Source organism: Streptococcus oralis (assembly GCF_001579525.1).
Classification (GTDB): domain Bacteria; phylum Bacillota; class Bacilli; order Lactobacillales; family Streptococcaceae; genus Streptococcus; species Streptococcus oralis_M.
In genome coordinates this window covers 165,164-186,430 of record NZ_LQZC01000011.1, presented here as the reverse complement: position 1 = coordinate 186,430, position 21,267 = coordinate 165,164, and the positions used below count along the sequence as shown (strand labels likewise).

The 21,267-nt window shown below is 41.5% G+C and carries 33 protein-coding genes and 1 pseudogene; all 34 read left to right on the top strand.

What is annotated here, in order from left to right:
- The first annotated feature begins 116 nt into the window (after positions 1-116).
- Complete coding sequence (gene cls, locus SORDD25_RS07610) at positions 117-1,649, top strand: cardiolipin synthase (protein ID WP_061853213.1); 1,533 nt, start codon at positions 117-119, stop codon at positions 1,647-1,649.
- A 73-nt stretch (positions 1,650-1,722) separates the two neighbouring features.
- Positions 1,723-1,866: a hypothetical protein gene (locus SORDD25_RS09365; protein WP_000933182.1), complete on the top strand. Its 144-nt coding sequence runs from the start codon at positions 1,723-1,725 to the stop codon at positions 1,864-1,866.
- A gap of 35 nt (positions 1,867-1,901) precedes the next feature.
- The gene (locus SORDD25_RS07605; RefSeq protein WP_061853212.1) at positions 1,902-3,419 is read left to right on the top strand and encodes a hypothetical protein; all 1,518 of its coding nucleotides are present in this window, start codon (positions 1,902-1,904) and stop codon (positions 3,417-3,419) included.
- Between the two features lie 120 nt (positions 3,420-3,539).
- On the top strand, positions 3,540-5,747 hold the full coding sequence (gene nrdD / locus SORDD25_RS07600) for an anaerobic ribonucleoside-triphosphate reductase (RefSeq protein ID WP_061853364.1): 2,208 nt from the start codon (positions 3,540-3,542) through the stop codon (positions 5,745-5,747).
- Between the two features lie 11 nt (positions 5,748-5,758).
- Positions 5,759-5,899 carry a hypothetical protein gene (locus SORDD25_RS07595; protein ID WP_000521629.1) on the top strand — a complete coding sequence of 47 codons (141 nt, stop codon included), beginning with the start codon at positions 5,759-5,761 and terminating at the stop codon, positions 5,897-5,899.
- Positions 5,900-5,942: 43 nt separating this feature from the next.
- Positions 5,943-6,442: pseudogene (locus tag SORDD25_RS07590) on the top strand (GNAT family N-acetyltransferase).
- A gap of 4 nt (positions 6,443-6,446) precedes the next feature.
- The gene (gene nrdG / locus SORDD25_RS07585; RefSeq protein ID WP_000220157.1) at positions 6,447-7,043 is read left to right on the top strand and encodes an anaerobic ribonucleoside-triphosphate reductase activating protein; all 597 of its coding nucleotides are present in this window, start codon (positions 6,447-6,449) and stop codon (positions 7,041-7,043) included.
- Complete coding sequence (locus SORDD25_RS07580) at positions 7,040-7,666, top strand: uridine kinase family protein (protein ID WP_061853211.1); 627 nt, start codon at positions 7,040-7,042, stop codon at positions 7,664-7,666. The genes nrdG and SORDD25_RS07580 overlap by 4 nt, the downstream gene beginning before the upstream one ends.
- 503 nt (positions 7,667-8,169) lie before the next feature.
- Positions 8,170-8,583 carry an effector binding domain-containing protein gene (locus SORDD25_RS07570; RefSeq protein WP_061407406.1) on the top strand — a complete coding sequence of 138 codons (414 nt, stop codon included), beginning with the start codon at positions 8,170-8,172 and terminating at the stop codon, positions 8,581-8,583.
- Between the two features lie 256 nt (positions 8,584-8,839).
- Positions 8,840-9,148 (top strand): 30S ribosomal protein S10, encoded by a 309-nt coding sequence (gene rpsJ / locus SORDD25_RS07565; protein WP_001284513.1) that lies wholly within the window; start codon positions 8,840-8,842, stop codon positions 9,146-9,148.
- Between the two features lie 82 nt (positions 9,149-9,230).
- Positions 9,231-9,857, top strand: a complete 627-nt coding sequence (rplC, locus tag SORDD25_RS07560; protein ID WP_000160197.1) for a 50S ribosomal protein L3 — start codon at positions 9,231-9,233, stop codon at positions 9,855-9,857.
- A gap of 24 nt (positions 9,858-9,881) precedes the next feature.
- Positions 9,882-10,505: a 50S ribosomal protein L4 gene (gene rplD / locus SORDD25_RS07555; protein ID WP_000024537.1), complete on the top strand. Its 624-nt coding sequence runs from the start codon at positions 9,882-9,884 to the stop codon at positions 10,503-10,505.
- Positions 10,505-10,801, top strand: coding sequence for a 50S ribosomal protein L23 (locus SORDD25_RS07550; protein WP_001055347.1), 297 nt, complete (start codon positions 10,505-10,507; stop codon positions 10,799-10,801). The genes rplD and SORDD25_RS07550 overlap by 1 nt, the downstream gene beginning before the upstream one ends.
- 17 nt (positions 10,802-10,818) lie before the next feature.
- Positions 10,819-11,652 (top strand): 50S ribosomal protein L2, encoded by an 834-nt coding sequence (gene rplB / locus SORDD25_RS07545; RefSeq protein ID WP_000512910.1) that lies wholly within the window; start codon positions 10,819-10,821, stop codon positions 11,650-11,652.
- A gap of 103 nt (positions 11,653-11,755) precedes the next feature.
- Positions 11,756-12,037: a 30S ribosomal protein S19 gene (rpsS, locus tag SORDD25_RS07540; protein WP_000533766.1), complete on the top strand. Its 282-nt coding sequence runs from the start codon at positions 11,756-11,758 to the stop codon at positions 12,035-12,037.
- Positions 12,038-12,048: 11 nt separating this feature from the next.
- The gene (rplV, locus tag SORDD25_RS07535; RefSeq protein WP_000818137.1) at positions 12,049-12,393 is read left to right on the top strand and encodes a 50S ribosomal protein L22; all 345 of its coding nucleotides are present in this window, start codon (positions 12,049-12,051) and stop codon (positions 12,391-12,393) included.
- 12 nt (positions 12,394-12,405) lie between these two features.
- A complete protein-coding gene (rpsC, locus tag SORDD25_RS07530) occupies positions 12,406-13,059 on the top strand; it encodes a 30S ribosomal protein S3 (RefSeq protein ID WP_000529936.1) in 654 nt (217 codons plus the stop codon).
- A 3-nt stretch (positions 13,060-13,062) separates the two neighbouring features.
- The gene (gene rplP / locus SORDD25_RS07525) at positions 13,063-13,476 is read left to right on the top strand and encodes a 50S ribosomal protein L16 (protein WP_000960948.1); all 414 of its coding nucleotides are present in this window, start codon (positions 13,063-13,065) and stop codon (positions 13,474-13,476) included.
- Positions 13,477-13,485: 9 nt separating this feature from the next.
- On the top strand, positions 13,486-13,692 hold the full coding sequence (rpmC, locus tag SORDD25_RS07520) for a 50S ribosomal protein L29 (RefSeq protein ID WP_061853210.1): 207 nt from the start codon (positions 13,486-13,488) through the stop codon (positions 13,690-13,692).
- 24 nt (positions 13,693-13,716) lie between these two features.
- Complete coding sequence (gene rpsQ / locus SORDD25_RS07515) at positions 13,717-13,977, top strand: 30S ribosomal protein S17 (protein WP_000440801.1); 261 nt, start codon at positions 13,717-13,719, stop codon at positions 13,975-13,977.
- Positions 13,978-14,002: 25 nt separating this feature from the next.
- Positions 14,003-14,371 (top strand): 50S ribosomal protein L14, encoded by a 369-nt coding sequence (rplN, locus tag SORDD25_RS07510; protein WP_000616545.1) that lies wholly within the window; start codon positions 14,003-14,005, stop codon positions 14,369-14,371.
- A gap of 77 nt (positions 14,372-14,448) precedes the next feature.
- Entirely contained in the window at positions 14,449-14,754 is a 306-nt protein-coding gene (gene rplX, locus SORDD25_RS07505; RefSeq protein WP_000497691.1) for a 50S ribosomal protein L24, read from the top strand.
- A gap of 23 nt (positions 14,755-14,777) precedes the next feature.
- Positions 14,778-15,320 carry a 50S ribosomal protein L5 gene (gene rplE, locus SORDD25_RS07500; RefSeq protein ID WP_000013542.1) on the top strand — a complete coding sequence of 181 codons (543 nt, stop codon included), beginning with the start codon at positions 14,778-14,780 and terminating at the stop codon, positions 15,318-15,320.
- Between the two features lie 17 nt (positions 15,321-15,337).
- Complete coding sequence (locus SORDD25_RS07495; protein ID WP_001085697.1) at positions 15,338-15,523, top strand: type Z 30S ribosomal protein S14; 186 nt, start codon at positions 15,338-15,340, stop codon at positions 15,521-15,523.
- A 284-nt stretch (positions 15,524-15,807) separates the two neighbouring features.
- Positions 15,808-16,206, top strand: coding sequence for a 30S ribosomal protein S8 (gene rpsH, locus SORDD25_RS07490; RefSeq protein ID WP_000245504.1), 399 nt, complete (start codon positions 15,808-15,810; stop codon positions 16,204-16,206).
- Between the two features lie 192 nt (positions 16,207-16,398).
- Complete coding sequence (rplF, locus tag SORDD25_RS07485; RefSeq protein ID WP_000086623.1) at positions 16,399-16,935, top strand: 50S ribosomal protein L6; 537 nt, start codon at positions 16,399-16,401, stop codon at positions 16,933-16,935.
- Between the two features lie 83 nt (positions 16,936-17,018).
- Positions 17,019-17,375, top strand: a complete 357-nt coding sequence (gene rplR, locus SORDD25_RS07480) for a 50S ribosomal protein L18 (RefSeq protein ID WP_000624044.1) — start codon at positions 17,019-17,021, stop codon at positions 17,373-17,375.
- 17 nt (positions 17,376-17,392) lie between these two features.
- Complete coding sequence (gene rpsE / locus SORDD25_RS07475; protein WP_000874204.1) at positions 17,393-17,887, top strand: 30S ribosomal protein S5; 495 nt, start codon at positions 17,393-17,395, stop codon at positions 17,885-17,887.
- A gap of 13 nt (positions 17,888-17,900) precedes the next feature.
- On the top strand, positions 17,901-18,083 hold the full coding sequence (rpmD, locus tag SORDD25_RS07470) for a 50S ribosomal protein L30 (protein ID WP_000057241.1): 183 nt from the start codon (positions 17,901-17,903) through the stop codon (positions 18,081-18,083).
- Positions 18,084-18,227: 144 nt separating this feature from the next.
- A complete protein-coding gene (rplO, locus tag SORDD25_RS07465) occupies positions 18,228-18,668 on the top strand; it encodes a 50S ribosomal protein L15 (RefSeq protein WP_000766089.1) in 441 nt (146 codons plus the stop codon).
- Positions 18,669-18,680: 12 nt separating this feature from the next.
- Positions 18,681-19,991: a preprotein translocase subunit SecY gene (gene secY / locus SORDD25_RS07460; RefSeq protein ID WP_000465385.1), complete on the top strand. Its 1,311-nt coding sequence runs from the start codon at positions 18,681-18,683 to the stop codon at positions 19,989-19,991.
- Positions 19,992-20,136: 145 nt separating this feature from the next.
- Positions 20,137-20,775 carry an adenylate kinase gene (locus SORDD25_RS07455; protein ID WP_061853209.1) on the top strand — a complete coding sequence of 213 codons (639 nt, stop codon included), beginning with the start codon at positions 20,137-20,139 and terminating at the stop codon, positions 20,773-20,775.
- A gap of 116 nt (positions 20,776-20,891) precedes the next feature.
- Positions 20,892-21,110: a translation initiation factor IF-1 gene (gene infA / locus SORDD25_RS07450; RefSeq protein WP_001029883.1), complete on the top strand. Its 219-nt coding sequence runs from the start codon at positions 20,892-20,894 to the stop codon at positions 21,108-21,110.
- A 24-nt stretch (positions 21,111-21,134) separates the two neighbouring features.
- Positions 21,135-21,251 (top strand): 50S ribosomal protein L36, encoded by a 117-nt coding sequence (gene rpmJ / locus SORDD25_RS07445; protein ID WP_001808836.1) that lies wholly within the window; start codon positions 21,135-21,137, stop codon positions 21,249-21,251.
- The last annotated feature ends 16 nt before the right edge of the window (positions 21,252-21,267 follow it).

Sequence of the window (21,267 nt, the reverse complement as noted above, 5' to 3'; positions counted from 1 at the left end):
CTGAAAATGGAAGGGCAAGAGTAAAAGGTTGCCATCTACCCCTGAACTGAGGTATACTAGTAGAAACATTAGTTTATCAAGCGGTTAAGGAGAATGTTAGAAAAGGAAGGGGATGTATGACAGCTAGAAAAATGCAGCTACTCATGTCCAAATATGGTTTTAGTATTACCATCATGTTGGCAGAGTTGTTTATCGTCTTTGGTTTATTTCTCTATCTAGGGCAGATGGCTCCAATTGTCTGGGTTATCCTAGTCATTTTAGTGAGCTTAGCGACTATTGTATCGATTGTCAATCGGTCTATGAATCCTGAGAGTAAAGTAACATGGCTGTTAGTAGCCTTTGTGCCAGTTTTTGGCCCTTTGCTCTATATCATGTTTGGAGAGCGTCGTTTATCTAAAAAAGAATTGAAGCAGCTAAAGCAGCTCCAATCAATGGTTGACCGAGAGGACAATAGCAGAGCTCTCCGTTTGGAGTTAAAAGAACAAGACAAGTCGGCTTACGGAGTTATCAAATCACTCCTCAGCATGGACACGAATGCTGATGTCTATGATCGAACGGATACACAATTTTTTGCATCTGGTGAAAGCATGTGGCATCAGATGCTAGAGGATCTCAAGAAAGCAGAGAAGTTTATCTTTCTCGAATACTATATCATCGAAGAAGGTTTGATGTGGAATAGTATTTTGGAGATTTTGGAAGAAAAGGCAGCTCAAGGAGTAGAGGTGAAGCTTCTCTATGATGATATTGGTTGTATGGCAACCTTGCCTGGGGATTATACCATCCAGCTTCGTAGCCGAGGGATTGAAGCCCATAAATTTAACAAGGTGATTCCACGTTTGACTGTTGCTTATAACAACCGTGATCATCGTAAAATCATGGTTATCGATGGTCAAATTGCCTATACAGGTGGTATCAATCTGGCCGATGAGTATATCAACCATATCGAACGCTTTGGTTACTGGAAGGATAGCGGTATTCGTCTGGATGGTCCAGCAGTAAAGGCTTTTACCAGACTCTTTTTATCTGCATGGTATATCAACCGTGGAGAGATTAGTGACTTTGACCAATACCATCTCGAAAATCAGCCCAAAGATGGGATGGGGCTCTGTATTCCCTATAGTAGTGGGCCAAAACCCATCTACAGAGCTCAAGTTGGAAAAACGGTCTACCAAAATCTTATCAATCAAGCTACAGATTACGTCTATATCACGACTCCCTATCTGATTGCGGACTATGATCTCACAGAAAGTATCAAAAATGCAGCTCTGAGAGGGGTAGATGTGCGAATTGTGACACCTTGTATCCCAGATAAGAAGGTCATCCAATTGGTTACTCGTGGAGCCTATCCAGATTTGCTATCCGCGGGAGTTCGCATTTACGAGTACAGTCCCGGATTTCTTCATAGTAAGCAAATGCTGGTCGATGGAGAAGCAGCAACAGTGGGAACCATCAATTTTGACTATCGCAGTTTGCTTCATCACTATGAAAATGCCGTCTTGCTTTATAGAACGCAGTCCATCATCGATATTGAAAGGGACTTCGAAGAAATTTTTAAGGTTTCTCAGGAAATCTATCCCCACACAATCAAAACCAGCTGGTATCAAAGCCTGATCAAGGAAATTGTCCAGTTGTTTGCACCTATGCTCTAACTATCCACTAAGATCTAGCCCAAAGCTGGATCTTTTTTGTCTTCTTACGAATAGATAAGTAAAGGAGAAAACCATGCTTAATCTAGAAGATGATGATTTTATCAGAGAGTATAGAAATAGTCGATTCCACCGTTTTCGTGAAATCGAACGCTTTGCGATATTGGATAAGAAATTCAGCAAATATCAATCCCAAGCTGACATTCCTGTAAGATTTTGATATACTAAAACAGATAAACTTAGAGGAGAAATTGAATGAACGTATACGGGAAAATAGATGAGAAACAAGAAGAATCTCATTACCAAGACTGGTCAGTGCCAGAAAAACGAGAAGGAGCTCCCATTCCCTTTTTTAGTATTTTGCTTTGGAGTTTAGTAGCCACAGCCATTTCGGTTGCCCTGCCTTTTATTTTTGGTTTAATCAGTCCGCAACAAAGTCAGGATCTTTATACCGGTTGGGCCTTGCATCAAAATGGTCAAATGTATACAGATTATTTTGGGACGGAGGGATTGCTCTATTATGTGCTAACTTACCTTTTTCAAGGCAGTGTTTTGATTGCTTTGGTTGAGTGGTTGGCCTTGTTTGGAGCAGGTGTTTTTCTTTTTAAGGCTGCGGATACTCTTGTCGGCCAAGAAAAGGAAGCGAAGCGAGTTGTCTTTATTTTATACTTGCTTGTAGCAGGTCTCGCTTTTGGTGGCGGTTATGCTCTCTTGCTAGCCCTGCCTTTCCTATTTTATTCATTGAGTATCGTTACAAATTATCTAGCTTTTCCAAAGGATGATAAAGGATTTGTACGAGTGGGTATGAGCCTTGCTCTCGCTTTCTTCCTTGCGCCAATCCCAACCGCCTTGTTTGCGGCTGTACTGGCCTTGGGCATCATCGGCTTTAATCTAGCTAAAGGTCACTTTGTTCATGGTCTATGTCAGTTCTTTGCGTCAGCCCTAGGATTTTCACTCTTATTCTATCCTTTAGGCTACTATACAGTGTGGACAGGTAGTTTTGGAGATGCCATTAGCCAGACCTTGTATCCGGTAAATACTCTTAGCCTCTTTTCAAATTCGCATTTGCTTGAAAATGCAGCCTTCTATGGCTTGCTTGCTATTGGATTAGGTTTCCTTGGCTTGCTCTTTGCAGGCTTGTTCCAGTCAAAACCAGCCAAGCAATATGCCCTCTCAATTGCTGCTAGCTTGGGAGTGTTGGTTTCTTTGGGAATCTTGATTCTCTCCAAAGAACCTATCAACGGTACTCGTCTTGTGGTGCTAATTCCTTTCTTGGCCCTGCTCCTTCTGACAGGAATCAAGGAAGACGTTTCGGAGGGAGGGAGTCGTCGTAGAAGAAGACGTGAGAAACAAACTTCTTTCTTTAAAGGAAATTTCTATCTACCACTGATTGCCCTTGCCTATCTCATTGTTCTTCCTATCGTGAGTCGCTACCTTTCTCACCCAGCGACTTATCAGGAGAGAGACCGTCTTGCTAGCGTGGTCAAACAACAAACGAGTTCTGAGGATCGAGTATATGCTTGGGATGATCGTCCAGATTTCTATCGTGCAAGTGAGCGCTTGGCGCCGACTTCTCTAGTAACAGCAACACTCTATACTGCAAGCGACGAAAATAAAACCAAACTTATGAATGATCTGAAAGAGAATCAACCAAAGATGATTGTGGTCAATCAAAAAGTTGCCTTGTGGTCAGATGTAGAGAGCTGGCTCAGTGAAAACTATGAGCTTGTTCAGACAGATACTAGCGAGTTCAAACTTTATAAATCTAAATAACAAAAAATCAATATCTTGTGGAATTTTAAAAAATTTAGGATTTTTAACACAAGATATTGATTTTTATTTTTAGAGTGGTATAATACTTCATAGAACAACATTTTAGAAAAGAGCATGGATATGATTGTATTAGAAGAAAAGCTTGCAACCGTTCCCACCTTGTTTGTTGAAAAACGAGATGGTAGACGTGTGGTGTTTGATGTAGACAAGATTGACAAGGCTCTCCACAAGGCGGCGGAAAAGGTTATGGACGTTACGCCTCTAGTAGAAAAACGCCTAAATGGTCTAGTTGAAAGAATCGTGACTGAAATTCACAGCCGCTTCCCTCAAGGTGTCAAGATTTACGAAATTCAAAATGTCGTAGAACATGAACTCCTTGAAGCCAAAGAGTATGCGCTGGCTGAGGAGTATATCACTTATCGGACACAAAGGGATTTTGAGCGCTCAAAAGCGACAGATATCAACTTTAGTATCCATAAACTTCTCAATAAAGATCAAGCAGTTGTCAATGAAAATGCCAATAAAGACAGTGATGTCTTTAATACCCAGCGTGATTTGACAGCAGGGATTGTTGGGAAATCAATCGGGCTGCAAATGCTTCCTAAGCACGTAGCTAATGCTCACCAAAAAGGGGATATCCACTATCATGACTTAGACTACAGCCCCTACACTCCGATGACCAACTGCTGTTTGATTGATTTTAAAGGCATGCTGGAAAATGGTTTTAAGATTGGAAATGCAGAGGTAGAGAGTCCCAAGTCTATCCAGACTGCGACAGCTCAAATTTCCCAAATCATCGCCAATGTTGCTTCTAGTCAGTATGGGGGCTGTTCAGCTGACCGTATCGATGAAGTCTTGGCGCCGTATGCGGAGAAGAATTACCAAAAGCACCTCAAGGATGCGGAAGAGTGGGTCTTGCCCGAAAAACGGGAAGATTACGCTTGGAAGAAAACGCAAAAGGACATCTACGATGCCATGCAATCTCTTGAGTATGAAATCAACACCCTCTTCACCTCAAATGGACAAACACCTTTTACTTCGCTCGGTTTTGGTTTAGGAACTAGTCGTTTTGAGCGGGAAATTCAAAAAGCTATCTTGAACATCCGAATCAAGGGGCTTGGTTCAGAACATCGAACAGCTATCTTCCCTAAACTCATCTTTACGCTAAAAAGAGGACTCAACTTAGAGGAAGGCTCACCTAACTACGACATCAAACAGTTGGCCCTCGAGTGTGCAACCAAGCGGATGTACCCAGATATCTTGTCCTATGATAAGATTATCGAACTGACTGGTTCTTTCAAGGTACCTATGGGCTGCCGTTCTTTCCTTCAAGGATGGAAGGATGAGAATGGTGTTGAGGTCAATTCAGGTCGGATGAATCTAGGTGTTGTGACAGTTAATCTGCCTCGTATCGCCCTCGAATCTGAAGGGGATTTGAATAAGTTTTGGGAAATCTTCAACGAGCGGATGAATATCGCAGAAGATGCTCTGGTTTACCGTGTTGAACGGACCAAGGAAGCAACACCAGCGAATGCCCCTATCCTTTATCAGTACGGAGCCTTTGGCCGCCGTCTCGGAAAAGAAGAAAGTGTTGACCAACTCTTTAAGAATCGCCGTGCGACAGTTTCTCTGGGCTACATCGGTTTGTACGAAGTGGCTACAGTCTTCTTTGGAAATAGCTGGGAACACAATCTAGAAGCCAAGGAATTCACATTGGATATCATTCGCGATATGAAACGTCGTGTGGAAGAGTGGTCTGACCAATATGGTTACCATTTCTCTATCTACTCCACACCGTCTGAAAGTCTGACAGACCGCTTCTGTCGCTTGGATACAGAGAAGTTCGGCTCTATTCCTGACATCACGGACAAGGAATACTACACCAACTCTTTCCACTACGATGTTCGTAAAAATCCAACACCGTTTGAAAAGCTGGATTTTGAAAAAGTTTATCCAGAAGCAGGTGCATCAGGTGGCTTTATCCACTATTGTGAGTATCCAGTTCTTCAACAAAATCCTAAGGCCCTGGAAGCTGTTTGGGACTATGCCTATGACCGAGTTGGCTATCTAGGGACCAATACTCCGATTGATCGTTGCTACAAGTGTGACTTTGAAGGGGATTTTGAACCAACTGAGCGAGGATTTGCTTGTCCCAACTGTGGCAATAGCGACCCTAAAACAGTAGATGTGGTCAAACGTACGTGTGGGTATCTGGGAAATCCTCAAGCGCGTCCGATGGTTAACGGACGCCACAAGGAAATCGCTGCGCGTGTCAAACACATGAATGGTTCTACTATCAAAACAGCTGGACATGAAGTAACAAATTAGAAGGAAATGGAATGGGGAAATACCAATTAGACGATAAGGGACGTGCTCAAGTAACCCGTTATCATGAAAAACATTCGAAAGGTGGAGTAGGAAAAAAAGAACGCTTGCTCAACCTCAGAGAACAGTTTTTAAACAAGAACAAGAAAAAATAAAAGTGAGAGTCCGCTCTCGCTTTTCTCTTAATTGGAGGTAAAAATGATACTACGCAGACCAAGATTAGCAGATAAAGAAACAGTTTTAGAGATGATGCAGAGTTTGAACAGACTCAATCAGCCCACGATGGTGGGTTTTGGAACGCCAACAATTTTGTTTATGAAGAGTGGCTAGAAGAAAATCTTCAAGCGGAAGCGGGACTCAATATTCCTGAAAACTGGGTTCCTGCTATCCAGCTGGTTAGTTTTGACATAGCAGGCCAGGCTCTTGGCTTTCTCAACCTTCGTCTCCGATTAAATGACTACTTACTAGAAAATGGGAGCCATACTGGCTACTCCATTCGTCCATCTGAAAGAGGTAAGGGTTATGCCAAAGAATCCCTCCGCCAAGGTCTGCAAGTTGCTAAGGAAAAGAATATCAAACGAGCTCTGGTAACTTGTAGCACAGAAAATCCTGCTAGTAGGGCGGTGATTGTGGCAAATAGTGGGGTGTTTGAGGATGTTCGCAATGGCGTAGAACGTTACTGGATAGATTTGGAGTAAAAGGATGACATGGAATACACCAAAACCAGGTGAATGGAAAAGTGAGGAGCTTAGTAAAGGGCGAATCATTGATTACAAGGCTTTTAACTTTGTCGATGGAGAAGGTGTGCGCAACTCTCTCTATGTCGCAGGCTGTATGTTCCACTGCGAGGGGTGCTATAATGTTGCGACTTGGTCTTTCAACGCAGGCATTCCCTATACGGCAGAATTAGAAGAACAAATCATGGTAGACCTTGCCCAGCCCTATGTTCAAGGATTGACCTTGCTGGGAGGAGAACCTTTCCTTAATACGGGGATCCTCTTGCCGCTCGTTAAACGCATTCGGAAGGAATTGCCAGATAAAGACATCTGGTCTTGGACGGGCTACACGTGGGAAGAAATGATGCTGGAAACTCCAGATAAACTGGAACTCTTGTCGCTGATTGACATCCTTGTCGATGGACGGTATGATAAAAGCAAGCGCAATCTCATGCTCCAGTTCAGGGGTTCCTCTAATCAACGAATTATTGATGTGCAAAAATCTCTCAAAAGTGGGCAAGTAGTGATTTGGGACAAGCTTAATGACGGAAAAGAAAGCTATGAACAGGTGAAGAGAGAATGAAGAGAAAAGACTTAATAGACCAACTGGTTTCAGAGATCGAAACGGGGAAAGTCAAAACACTGGGGATTTACGGTCATGGGGCTTCAGGAAAGTCAACCTTCGCTCAGGAATTATATCAAGCCCTAGATTCTACTACAGTAAATTTACTAGAAACAGATCCCTATATCACCTCAGAACGCTATCTGGTAGTGCCAAAGCAAGCGCCAGATCAAAAGGTGACAGCTTGTCTCCCAGTGGCGCATGAACTGGCAAGTTTACAGAGAGATATTCTCGCCTTGCAGGCAGGCATGGACATCTTAACAATCGATGAACCTTGGAAGGCTAGTGAAATCTTGTCTGGAGCCAAACCGATTCTGATTGTTGAAGGGATGTCTGTGGGCTTTCTACCCAAGGAACTCTTTGATAAAACCGTGTGTTTCTACACGGATGAGGAGACGGAATTAGAGAGGCGTCTGGCTCGAGACACGATTATGAGAAATCGCGATGCTTCCTTTATACTAGCTAGCCATCAAATGAGACGGGAGCAGTATCAGCGATACTATAGAGAAACCGAGTCTAAAGCAGATATCTTAGTGGATCAATCACAAGATAAATTCAAAGTCAAAATGACTCGAATTATATAGAAGAAAAGATTGAATTTTAAGATTGTAAATCAGTAGTCATAGGAAGATGAAATAGGAAAACAGTTTCATCCCAAAAAAACGAAAAAACCTAACAAATTCCTTGCAATCGCAGGGGCTTTGTGTTATTCTACCATGGTGCTGTAAATTACAGCCTTAGCTGTTATGCAAGAGGTTGTGATCACGATTGGATACATTGCCACGCAACGCGCGTCGGTTTCCTATTTTTGCTTTGAGTTTAAATCCCTTTATATCTTAGACTTAGGCATAAAAAATGCTCGTTAAAAACATTCCAAACGAGATCAATAAGAATTGGAAGGCTGGTCTTGATGGGCACCGTTTTCTCTGGGGAAAGGGAGTTGATAGTGAATGGCAGATATATCCTATGAGCAAAGAATGCTATTTCATATTGTTATGTGGAGTAGCCTCTTGGCAGTTAGAAAGTTTAGAGAAGAGGTTGATTTTTAGTCAGTCACCTTAGAAGTGAAAGTAAAAGGAGTGAAGAAATGTTTTTAAAAATAATCAGTAGTATCTCTACCAATAATTTCCAAGATCCAAACATGATGGAAAAAATTAGCCATCTATGGCAGGAGCACCAGAAAGAAGTAGAGGAGGCATTTGCCCAAGGGCTTCCGATTTATGCAGTCTATCATGATTATGTTAGTGACTACAAGGGAGATTACAGCTTGTCGCTCTGTAGTCTATCCGATAAAGAAGACTGGGATTTTGACACTTCAGGGCAAACCTACCAAGTATTTGAAGTAGATACAAGTGATTCAAAAGGATACCTTCATACCTGGCAGCAAATTTGGCAGGCTGAAGAAGCAAGAGAACTACAACGTCAGTATAGTATTGATTTTGAAAAATATGATCCAGATCAGACAGTATCTATCTTTATCGCCACCCCCAAAAATGGATAAATTGTCAAACTAAGTTTTATTTACGAAAGAGGATCAGAACATACTCTAGTAACTTAGGTTAGTAAAAAAACGAAAAAAACCTAACAAATCCCTTGCAATCGCAGGGGGTTTGTGTTATTCTATTATGGTGCTGTAAATGACAGCCTTAGCTTTGATGCAAGAGGTTGCGACACGCTCGGTTGCATTGCCACGCAACGCGCGTCGGTTTTCTTGTGGAGCTAGCCTATTATCTTAAATAGACGAAAAGGAGAAAAAGATGGCAAACAAAAAAATCCGTATCCGTTTGAAAGCTTACGAACACCGTACGCTTGACACAGCGGCTGCAAAAATCGTAGAATCAGCTACTCGTACAGGTGCACAAGTTGCGGGTCCAATCCCACTTCCAACTGAGCGTAGCCTCTACACAATTATTCGTGCGACTCACAAATACAAAGACTCTCGCGAACAATTTGAAATGCGTACACACAAACGTTTGATCGATATCGTTAACCCAACTCAAAAAACAGTTGATGCCTTGATGAAATTGGATCTCCCAAGTGGTGTAAACGTAGAAATCAAGCTTTAATCCAAAGCTTGAAACCTTGAGCATGAAAAACGCTCGTTAAAAACTTTTTGAATAAAAAATATAGAAAAGGAACTATTTTCTCATGACAAAAGGAATCTTAGGGAAAAAAGTGGGAATGACTCAAATCTTCACTGAAGCTGGCGAATTGATCCCTGTAACAGTTATTGAAGCAACTCCAAACGTTGTTCTTCAAGTTAAAACTGTTGAAACAGACGGATACAACGCTATCCAAGTTGGTTTCGATGACAAACGCGAAGTATTGAGCAACAAACCTGCTAAAGGACATGTAGCGAAAGCTAACACGGCTCCTAAGCGCTTCATTCGTGAATTCAAAAACGTTGAAGGCTTGGAAGTTGGTGCTGAAATCACAGTTGAAACATTCGCAGCTGGAGACGTTGTTGACGTAACTGGTACTTCTAAAGGTAAAGGTTTCCAAGGTGTTATCAAACGCCACGGACAATCACGTGGACCAATGGCTCACGGTTCTCGTTACCACCGTCGTCCAGGTTCTATGGGACCTGTTGCACCTAACCGCGTATTCAAAGGTAAAAACCTTGCAGGACGTATGGGTGGCGACCGCGTAACAATTCAAAACCTTGAAGTGGTACAAGTTGTTCCAGAAAAGAACGTTATCCTTATCAAAGGTAACGTACCAGGTGCTAAGAAATCTCTTATCACTATCAAATCAGCAGTTAAAGCTGGTAAATAATAAAGAAAGGGGAAATCAGTCACAATGGCAAACGTAACATTATTTGACCAAACTGGTAAAGAAGCTGGCCAAGTTGTTCTTAACGATGCAGTATTTGGTATCGAACCAAATGAATCAGTTGTGTTTGATGTGATCATCAGCCAACGCGCAAGCCTTCGTCAAGGAACACACGCTGTTAAAAACCGCTCTGCAGTATCAGGTGGTGGACGCAAACCATGGCGTCAAAAAGGAACTGGACGTGCTCGTCAAGGTTCTATCCGCTCACCACAATGGCGTGGTGGTGGTGTTGTCTTCGGACCAACTCCACGTTCATACGGCTACAAACTTCCACAAAAAGTTCGTCGCCTAGCTCTTAAATCAGTTTACTCTGAAAAAGTTGCTGAAAACAAATTCGTAGCTGTAGACGCTCTTTCATTTACAGCTCCAAAAACTGCTGAATTTGCAAAAGTTCTTGCAGCATTGAGCATCGATTCTAAAGTTCTTGTTATCCTTGAAGAAGGAAATGAATTCGCAGCTCTTTCAGCTCGTAACCTTCCAAACGTGAAAGTTGCAACTGCTACAACTGCAAGTGTTCTTGACATCGCAAATAGCGACAAACTTCTTGTCACACAAGCAGCTATCTCTAAAATCGAGGAGGTTCTTGCATAATGAATTTGTATGATGTTATCAAAAAACCTGTTATCACTGAAAGCTCAATGGCTCAACTTGAAGCAGGAAAATATGTATTTGAAGTTGACACTCGTGCACACAAACTTTTGATCAAGCAAGCTGTTGAAGCTGCTTTCGAAGGTGTTAAAGTTGCCAACGTTAACACAATCAACGTAAAACCTAAAGCGAAGCGTGTTGGACGTTACACTGGTTTTACTAACAAAACTAAAAAAGCTATCATCACACTTACAGCTGATTCAAAAGCAATCGAGTTGTTCGCTGCTGAAGCTGAATAATCTAAGGAGGAAATATCGTGGGAATTCGTGTTTATAAACCAACAACAAACGGTCGCCGTAATATGACTTCTTTGGATTTCGCTGAAATCACAACAAGCACTCCTGAAAAATCATTGCTTGTTGCTTTGAAGAGCAAGGCTGGTCGTAACAACAACGGTCGTATCACTGTTCGTCACCAAGGTGGTGGACACAAACGTTTCTACCGTTTGGTTGACTTCAAACGTAACAAAGACAACGTTGAAGCTGTTGTTAAAACAATTGAGTACGATCCAAACCGTTCTGCAAACATCGCCCTTGTACACTACACTGACGGTGTGAAAGCATACATCATCGCTCCAAAAGGTCTTGAAGTTGGTCAACGTATCGTTTCAGGTCCAGAAGCAGATATCAAAGTCGGAAACGCACTTCCACTTGCTAACATCCCAGTTGGTACTTTGATCCACAATATCGAGTTGAAACCAGGTCGTGGTGGAGAATTGGTCCGTGCTGCTGGTGCTTCTGCCCAAGTATTGGGTCAAGAAGGTAAATACGTTCTTGTTCGTCTTCAATCTGGCGAAGTTCGTATGATTCTTGGAACTTGTCGTGCAACAGTTGGTGTTGTTGGAAACGAACAACATGGACTTGTAAACCTTGGTAAAGCAGGACGTAGCCGTTGGAAAGGTATCCGCCCAACAGTTCGTGGTTCTGTAATGAACCCTAACGATCACCCACACGGTGGTGGTGAAGGTAAAGCACCAGTTGGACGTAAAGCACCATCTACTCCATGGGGCAAACCTGCTCTTGGTCTTAAAACTCGTAACAAGAAAGCGAAATCTGACAAACTTATCGTTCGTCGTCGCAACGAGAAATAAAAGTAAACTAGTCGCCTAAGCAACTAGGAAATCCGCCAGCTCGGTAGCGCTCCATGTGAGCGCAAGCCGCTGTGGTACAACATTTAAAGGAGAAAATATAAAAATGGGACGCAGTCTTAAAAAAGGACCTTTCGTCGATGAGCATTTGATGAAAAAAGTTGAAGCTCAAGCTAACGATGAAAAGAAAAAAGTTATCAAAACTTGGTCACGTCGTTCAACGATTTTCCCAAGTTTCATTGGTTACACTATTGCAGTTTATGACGGACGTAAACACGTACCTGTTTACATTCAAGAAGACATGGTAGGTCACAAACTTGGTGAATTTGCACCAACTCGTACTTACAAAGGTCACGCTGCAGACGACAAGAAAACACGTAGAAAATAAGGAGAACATAAATGGCAGAAATTACTTCAGCTAAAGCAATGGCTCGTACAGTACGTGTTTCACCTCGTAAATCACGTCTTGTTCTTGACAACATCCGTGGTAAAAGCGTAGCCGATGCTATTGCAATCTTGACATTCACTCCAAACAAAGCTGCTGAAATCATCTTGAAAGTTTTGAACTCAGCTGTAGCTAACGCTGAAAATAACTTTGGTTTGGATAAAGCTAACTTGGTAGTATCTGAAGCATTCGCAAATGAAGGACCAACTATGAAACGTTTCCGTCCACGTGCGAAAGGTTCAGCTTCACCAATCAACAAACGTACAGCTCACATCACTGTAGCTGTTGCAGAAAAATAAGGAGGTAACATCGTGGGTCAAAAAGTACATCCAATTGGTATGCGTGTCGGCATCATCCGTGATTGGGATGCCAAATGGTATGCTGAAAAAGAATACGCGGATTACCTTCATGAAGATCTTGCAATCCGTAAATTCGTTCAAAAAGAACTTGCTGACGCAGCAGTTTCAACTATTGAAATTGAACGTGCAGTAAACAAAGTTAACGTTTCACTTCACACTGCTAAACCAGGTATGGTTATCGGTAAAGGTGGTGCTAACGTTGATGCACTCCGTGCTAAACTTAACAAATTGACTGGAAAACAAGTACACATCAACATCATCGAAATCAAACAACCTGATTTGGATGCTCACCTTGTTGGTGAAGGAATTGCTCGTCAATTGGAGCAACGTGTTGCTTTCCGTCGTGCACAAAAACAAGCAATCCAACGTGCAATGCGTGCTGGAGCTAAAGGAATTAAAACTCAAGTATCAGGTCGTTTGAACGGTGCAGATATCGCCCGTGCTGAAGGATACTCTGAAGGAACTGTTCCACTTCACACACTTCGTGCGGATATCGATTACGCTTGGGAAGAAGCAGATACTACATACGGTAAACTTGGTGTTAAAGTATGGATTTACCGTGGTGAAGTTCTTCCAGCTCGTAAAAACACTAAAGGAGGTAAATAACCAATGTTAGTACCTAAACGTGTTAAACACCGTCGTGAATTCCGTGGAAAAATGCGCGGTGAAGCAAAAGGTGGAAAAGAAGTAGCATTCGGTGAATACGGTCTTCAAGCTACAACTAGCCACTGGATCACTAACCGCCAAATCGAAGCTGCTCGTATCGCCATGACTCGTTACATGAAACGTGGTGGTAAAGTTTGGATTAAAATCTTCCCACACAAATCATACACTGCTAAAGCTATCGGTGTGCGTATGGGATCTGGTAAAGGGGCGCCTGAAGGTTGGGTAGCACCAGTTAAACGTGGTAAAGTGATGTTTGAAGTTGCTGGTGTATCTGAAGAGATCGCTCGCGAAGCGCTTCGTCTTGCAAGCCACAAATTGCCAGTTAAATGTAAATTCGTAAAACGTGAAGCAGAATAAGGAGAAGGCATGAAACTTAATGAAGTAAAAGAATTTGTTAAAGAACTTCGTGGTCTTTCTCAAGAAGAACTCGCGAAGCGCGAAAACGAATTGAAAAAAGAATTGTTTGAACTTCGTTTCCAAGCTGCTACTGGTCAATTGGAACAAACAGATCGCTTGAAAGAAGTTAAAAAACAAATCGCTCGTATCAAAACAGTTCAATCTGAAGCGAAATAATAGACTAGGGAAGGAGAAATTTCAATGGAACGCAATAATCGTAAAGTTCTTGTTGGACGTGTTGTATCTGACAAAATGGACAAGACAATCACAGTTGTAGTTGAAACAAAACGTAACCACCCAGTCTATGGTAAACGTATTAACTACTCTAAGAAATACAAAGCACATGATGAAAACAATGTTGCCAAAGAAGGCGATATCGTACGTATCATGGAAACTCGTCCGCTTTCAGCTACAAAACGTTTCCGTCTTGTAGAAGTTGTTGAAGAAGCGGTCATCATCTAATCAAACCTGAAAGGAGAAAACTGAAATGATTCAAACAGAAACTCGTTTGAAAGTCGCAGACAACAGCGGTGCGCGCGAAATCTTGACTATCAAAGTTCTTGGTGGTTCAGGACGTAAATTTGCAAACATCGGTGATGTTATCGTGGCATCTGTAAAACAAGCTACTCCTGGTGGTGCGGTTAAAAAAGGTGACGTTGTAAAAGCTGTTATCGTTCGTACTAAATCAGGTGCTCGTCGTGCTGATGGTTCATACATCAAATTTGACGAAAACGCAGCAGTTATCATCCGTGAAGACAAAACTCCTCGCGGAACACGTATCTTTGGCCCAGTTGCACGCGAATTGCGTGAAGGTGGCTTCATGAAGATCGTGTCACTTGCTCCAGAAGTACTTTAATTTTTAAAAACAAACTAGTCCCCTAGCTTAATGCTAGGGTGCCCTTATGGGCGTAAGAAAAATCAAGGAGAAACCTAATGTTTGTAAAAAAAGGCGACAAAGTTCGCGTAATCGCTGGTAAAGATAAGGGAACAGAAGCTGTTGTCCTTACTGCCCTTCCAAAAGTAAACAAAGTTATCGTTGAAGGTGTTAACATCGTTAAGAAACACCAACGTCCAACTAACGAGCTTCCTCAAGGTGGTATCATCGAAAAAGAAGCAGCTATCCACGTATCAAACGTTCAAGTTTTGGACAAAAATGGTGTAGCTGGTCGTGTTGGTTACAAATTTGTAGACGGTAAAAAAGTTCGCTACAACAAAAAATCAGGCGAAGTGCTTGATTAATCACGAAGGAAAGGAGAAGTATAATGGCAAATCGTTTAAAAGAAAAATATCTTAATGAAGTAGTTCCTGCTTTGACAGAACAATTCAACTACTCATCAGTGATGGCTGTGCCTAAAGTAGATAAGATCGTTTTGAACATGGGTGTTGGTGAAGCTGTATCAAACGCTAAAAGTCTTGAAAAAGCTGCTGAAGAATTGGCACTTATCTCAGGTCAAAAACCACTTATCACTAAAGCTAAAAAATCAATCGCCGGCTTCCGTCTTCGTGAAGGTGTAGCGATCGGTGCAAAAGTTACCCTTCGTGGTGAACGTATGTACGAATTCTTGGACAAATTGGTTTCAGTTTCACTTCCACGTGTGCGTGACTTCCACGGTGTTCCAACAAAATCATTTGATGGACGCGGAAACTACACTCTTGGTGTGAAAGAACAATTGATCTTCCCAGAAATTAACTTTGATGACGTTGACAAAACTCGTGGTCTTGACATCGTTATCGTAACAACTGCTAACACTGACGAAGAGTCACGTGCATTGCTTACAGGCCTTGGAATGCCTTTTGCAAAATAATATAGGAGGTAAATCTAATGGCTAAAAAATCAATGATTGCTAAGAACAAACGTCCAGCGAAGTTCTCTACTCAAGCTTATACTCGTTGTGAAAAATGTGGTCGCCCACATTCAGTTTACCGCAAATTTAAACTTTGCCGTGTTTGCTTCCGTGAATTAGCTTACAAAGGACAAATTCCTGGTGTAACAAAAGCATCTTGGTAATTTAAGATATCAAGGGCGTCCAAACTCCAAGTGAAAATAGGAAACTTGACGAAGAAACTGAAGTTTCTAGGAAAGTTTATCTTTTTCACACAGAGTTTAGCACGGGTTCAGTTGGGCTTGCCAATTTGAACACGAGCTACAGCTTTGACAAAAAAGACCAATTTTCTTTAGAGCATCGCTCCTGCATCAAATTGCCTATTTTTGCTCTTGCTGTTACGCTCTTTGTATCATGTATTAACTAGCAAGTGCAACTTGCAAACTACTAGTAAGAGGAGAAAAACAAAATGGTTATGACTGACCCAATCGCAGACTTCCTAACTCGTATTCGTAACGCTAACCAAGCGAAACACGAAGTACTTGAAGTACCTGCATCAAACATCAAAAAAGGGATTGCTGAAATCCTTAAACGCGAAGGTTTTGTTAAGAACGTAGAAATCATCGAAGATGACAAACAAGGCATCATCCGTGTATTCCTTAAGTACGGACCAAACGGTGAAAAAGTTATCACTAACTTGAAACGTGTTTCTAAACCAGGACTTCGTGTCTACAAAAAACGTGAAGATCTTCCAAAAGTTCTTAACGGACTTGGAATTGCTATCCTTTCAACTTCTGAAGGTTTGCTTACTGATAAAGAAGCTCGCCAAAAGAACGTTGGTGGAGAAGTTATCGCTTACGTTTGGTAAAATCAAGATACAAAGCTCGTAAAGAACAAAGCAAAATTAGAAAGTTGGAGAAGTTTGTTTACAAACAAGCCAACTTATCTATTTTGCACAGTTCTTAGAGCGTGTTCAATTTAGCTATTGAACTCAATAAGTATCTTTAACCCCGTGAAAACTGGCCGTTCTGGCCTGACAATTTAACAGGAGAAAATAAACATGTCACGTATTGGTAATAAAGTTATCGTGTTGCCTGCTGGTGTTGAAATCACTAACAATGACAACGTTGTAACTGTAAAAGGACCTAAAGGAGAACTTACTCGTGAGTTCTCAAAAGATATTGAAATTCGTGTGGAAGGTACTGAAGTAACTCTTCACCGTCCAAACGATTCAAAAGAAATGAAAACAATCCACGGAACTACTCGTGCCCTTTTGAACAACATGGTAATTGGTGTATCAGAAGGATTCAAGAAAGAACTTGAAATGCGCGGGGTTGGTTACCGTGCACAACTTCAAGGTAAAAAACTTGTTTTGGCTGTTGGTAAATCTCATCCAGACGAAGTTGAAGCTCCAGAAGGAATTACTTTTGAACTTCCAAACCCAACAACAATCGTTGTTAGCGGAATTTCAAAAGAAGTAGTTGGTCAAACAGCTGCTTACGTACGTAGCCTTCGTTCACCAGAACCATATAAAGGTAAAGGTATCCGTTACGTTGGTGAATTCGTTCGCCGTAAAGAAGGTAAAACAGGTAAATAATGTTGAGTGGTTGATTTTTAACTACCAACCTATTTTCCAACTTAGTGCATAGCACACGATTTAAAACTAAAGAGGTGAAAACTGTGATTTCTAAACCAGATAAAAACAAACTCCGCCAAAAACGCCACCGTCGCGTTCGCGGAAAACTCTCTGGAACTGCTGATCGCCCACGTTTGAACGTATTCCGTTCTAATACAGGCATCTACGCTCAAGTGATTGATGACGTAGCGGGTGTAACGCTCGCAAGTGCTTCAACTCTTGACAAAGAAGTTTCAAAAGGAACTAAAACTGAACAAGCCGTTGCTGTCGGTAAACTCGTTGCAGAACGTGCAAACGCTAAAGGTATTTCAGAAGTGGTGTTCGACCGCGGTGGATATCTATATCACGGACGTGTGAAAGCTTTGGCTGATGCAGCTCGTGAAAACGGATTGAAATTCTAATAGGAGGACACTAGAAAATGGCATTTAAAGACAATGCAGTTGAATTAGAAGAACGCGTAGTTGCTGTCAACCGTGTTACAAAAGTTGTTAAAGGTGGACGTCGTCTTCGTTTCGCAGCTCTTGTTGTTGTTGGTGACCACAACGGTCGCGTAGGATTTGGTACTGGTAAAGCTCAAGAAGTTCCAGAAGCAATCCGCAAAGCAGTAGAAGATGCTAAGAAAAACTTGATTGAAGTTCCTATGGTTGGAACAACAATCCCACACGAAGTTCTTTCAGAATTTGGTGGAGCAAAAGTATTGTTGAAACCTGCTGTAGAAGGTTCTGGAGTTGCCGCTGGTGGTGCAGTTCGTGCCGTTGTGGAATTGGCAGGTGTGGCAGATATTACATCTAAATCACTTGGCTCTAACACTCCAATCAACATTGTTCGCGCAACTGTTGAAGGTTTGAAACAATTGAAACGCGCTGAAGAAGTTGCTGCCCTTCGTGGTATCTCAGTTTCTGATTTGGCATAAGAAAGGGGATAAAATGGCTCAAATTAAAATTACTTTGACTAAGTCTCCAATCGGACGCATTCCATCACAACGTAAAACTGTTGTAGCACTTGGACTTGGCAAATTGAACAGCTCTGTTATCAAAGAAGACAACGCTGCTATCCGTGGTATGATCACTGCAGTATCTCACTTGGTAACAGTTGAAGAAGTAAACTAATGAATTTTTAGGGGATGTGGCAATACTCATCCCCTAAAACTAGGTATAGTCATCTAAGATGACGATGTATAGGCGAGTTGATAAGGGAGACAACCTTTTCTCTCTTATCGGCGCTAGCATTTTACAAAAGAGGAGAAAATAATAATGAAACTTCATGAATTGAAACCTGCAGAAGGTTCTCGTAAAGTACGTAACCGTGTTGGTCGTGGTACTTCATCAGGTAACGGTAAAACATCTGGTCGCGGTCAAAAAGGTCAAAAAGCTCGTAGCGGTGGCGGAGTTCGTCTTGGTTTTGAAGGTGGACAAACTCCATTGTTCCGTCGTCTTCCAAAACGTGGATTCACTAATATCAACGCTAAAGAATATGCAATTGTAAACCTTGACCAATTGAACGTCTTTGAAGACGGTGCAGAAGTAACTCCAGTTGTACTTATCGAAGCAGGAATTGTGAAAGCTGAAAAATCAGGAGTTAAAATTCTTGGTAACGGTGAGTTGACTAAGAAATTGACTGTGAAAGCAGCTAAATTCTCTAAATCAGCTGAGGAAGCTATCACTGCTAAAGGTGGTTCTGTAGAAGTCATCTAAGAGAGGTGACCCATGTTTTTTAAATTACTAAAAGAAGCGCTCAAGGTTAAACAAGTTCGATCAAAAATTCTCTTTACGATTTTTATCATTCTTGTTTTCCGCATTGGGACAAGTATCACTGTTCCAGGTGTGAATGCAAAAAGTTTAGAAGCTCTCAGTGGTTTATCTTTCTTGAACATGCTTAGTCTTGTTTCAGGGAATGCCATGAAGAACTTCTCCGTTTTTGCACTCGGTGTAAGTCCGTATATCACTGCTTCCATCGTTGTTCAATTGCTACAAATGGATATTTTACCGAAGTTTGTAGAATGGGGCAAACAAGGGGAAGTGGGACGGAGAAAACTAAACCAAGCTACTCGTTATATTGCACTTGTACTTGCATTTGTTCAATCTATCGGGATTACAGCAGGATTTAATACTCTTTCTGGAGCAAAATTATTAACGACAGCTTTAACTCCACAAGTCTTTGTTACTATTGGTATTATCCTCACAGCAGGTAGTATGATTGTAACTTGGCTCGGGGAACAAATTACAGATAAGGGATACGGAAACGGTGTTTCAATGATCATCTTTGCAGGTATTGTTGCTTCAATCCCTGAAATGATTAAAGGAATCTATGTTGACTACTTCGTCAATATTCCAAGTAGCCGTTTGACTTCATCTATTATCTTTGTCGTTATTTTGATTATCGCTGTCTTGTTGATTGTTTACTTTACAACCTTTGTTCAACAGGCAGAATATAAAATTCCAATCCAATATACAAAAGTTGCTCAAGGAGCCCCATCAAGCTCATATCTTCCATTGAAGGTAAACCCAGCGGGGGTTATCCCAGTTATCTTTGCAAGTTCCATCACAGCAGCACCTGCAGCCATTCTTCAATTTTTGAGTGCTACAGGTCATGATTGGGCTTGGGTACGTACAGCACAGGAAATGTTATCTACAACATCTCCGACAGGTGTTGCTATGTATGCCTTGTTAATCATTCTCTTTACATTCTTCTATACATTTGTACAGATCAATCCAGAGAAAGCAGCAGAAAACTTACAAAAGAGTGGAGCCTACATTCATGGTGTCCGTCCTGGTAAGGGAACTGAAGAATTCATGTCGAAACTTCTTCGTCGCCTTGCGACTGTCGGATCGATCTTCCTAGGTGTGATTTCAATCTTGCCGATTGTGGCTAAAGATGTCTTTGGTCTTTCAGAAGCTGTTGCTTTTGGGGGAACTAGTCTTTTGATCATTATCTCAACAGGTATTGAAGGAATCAAACAGCTAGAAGGTTACCTATTGAAACGTAAGTATGTTGGTTTCATGGATAAAACAGAATAAAAGCAAAATTACTTTTGCTTAGAGAGTGGAGTATGAAGATCTATCTATCAGAGAGATTTTCGTCTCCCCTCTTCTATTTTGTTTTTAAATAGGGGTTGAAACAAATTTCTACTTCTATTTAAATACAAAATAAGGAGATCCTATCATGAATCTTTTGATTATGGGCTTACCTGGAGCAGGTAAGGGAACGCAAGCAGCTAAAATTGTGGAGCAATTCCACGTGGCACACATTTCAACTGGAGATATGTTCCGTGCTGCTATGGCAAATCAAACTGAAATGGGTGTACTTGCGAAGTCATATATTGACAAAGGTGAGTTGGTTCCAGATGAAGTTACAAATGGAATCGTTAAAGAACGCCTTTCACAGGACGACATCAAGGAAACAGGTTTCTTGTTGGATGGTTACCCACGTACGATTGAACAAGCCCATGCCTTGGACAAAACATTGGCGGAACTTGGTATCGAACTAGAAGGCGTGATCAATATCGAAGTGAATCCAGATTGTCTCTTGGAACGTTTGAGTGGTCGTATCATCCACCGCGAAACAGGTGAAACCTTCCACAAAGTTTTCAACCCACCAGTTGACTATAAAGAGGAAGATTACTACCAACGTGAGGATGACAAACCTGAGACAGTGAAGCGTCGTTTGGATGTGAATATCGCCCAAGGTGAACCAATCATTTCTCACTACCGTGCCAAAGGTTTGGTCCACGATATCGAAGGAAATCAAGATATCAATGATGTGTTCAAAGACATCGAAAAAGTATTGACAAATTTGAAATAAAGCGTTTTTCACACTTGCAAAAAATCGCTACAAATGTTATACTGAGATAGTCTGACTTATAATTGTTGTCTCTGTTTTCAGAGGCATCGAATCGAAATTTATGGAGGTGCTTTTGCGTGGCAAAAGACGATGTGATTGAAGTTGAAGGCAAAGTAGTCGATACAATGCCTAACGCAATGTTTACGGTTGAACTTGAAAATGGACATCAGATTTTAGCAACAGTTTCTGGTAAAATTCGTAAAAACTATATTCGTATTTTAGCGGGAGATCGTGTTACTGTCGAGATGAGTCCATATGACTTGACACGTGGACGTATCACTTACCGCTTTAAATAATCGAAAAACTTGGAGGGATAAGAAATGAAAGTAAGACCATCGGTCAAACCAATTTGCGAATACTGTAAAGTAATTCGTCGTAATGGTCGTGTTATGGTAATTTGCCCAGCAAATCCAAAACACAAACAACGTCAAGGATAAGATAGAAAGGAGAAAA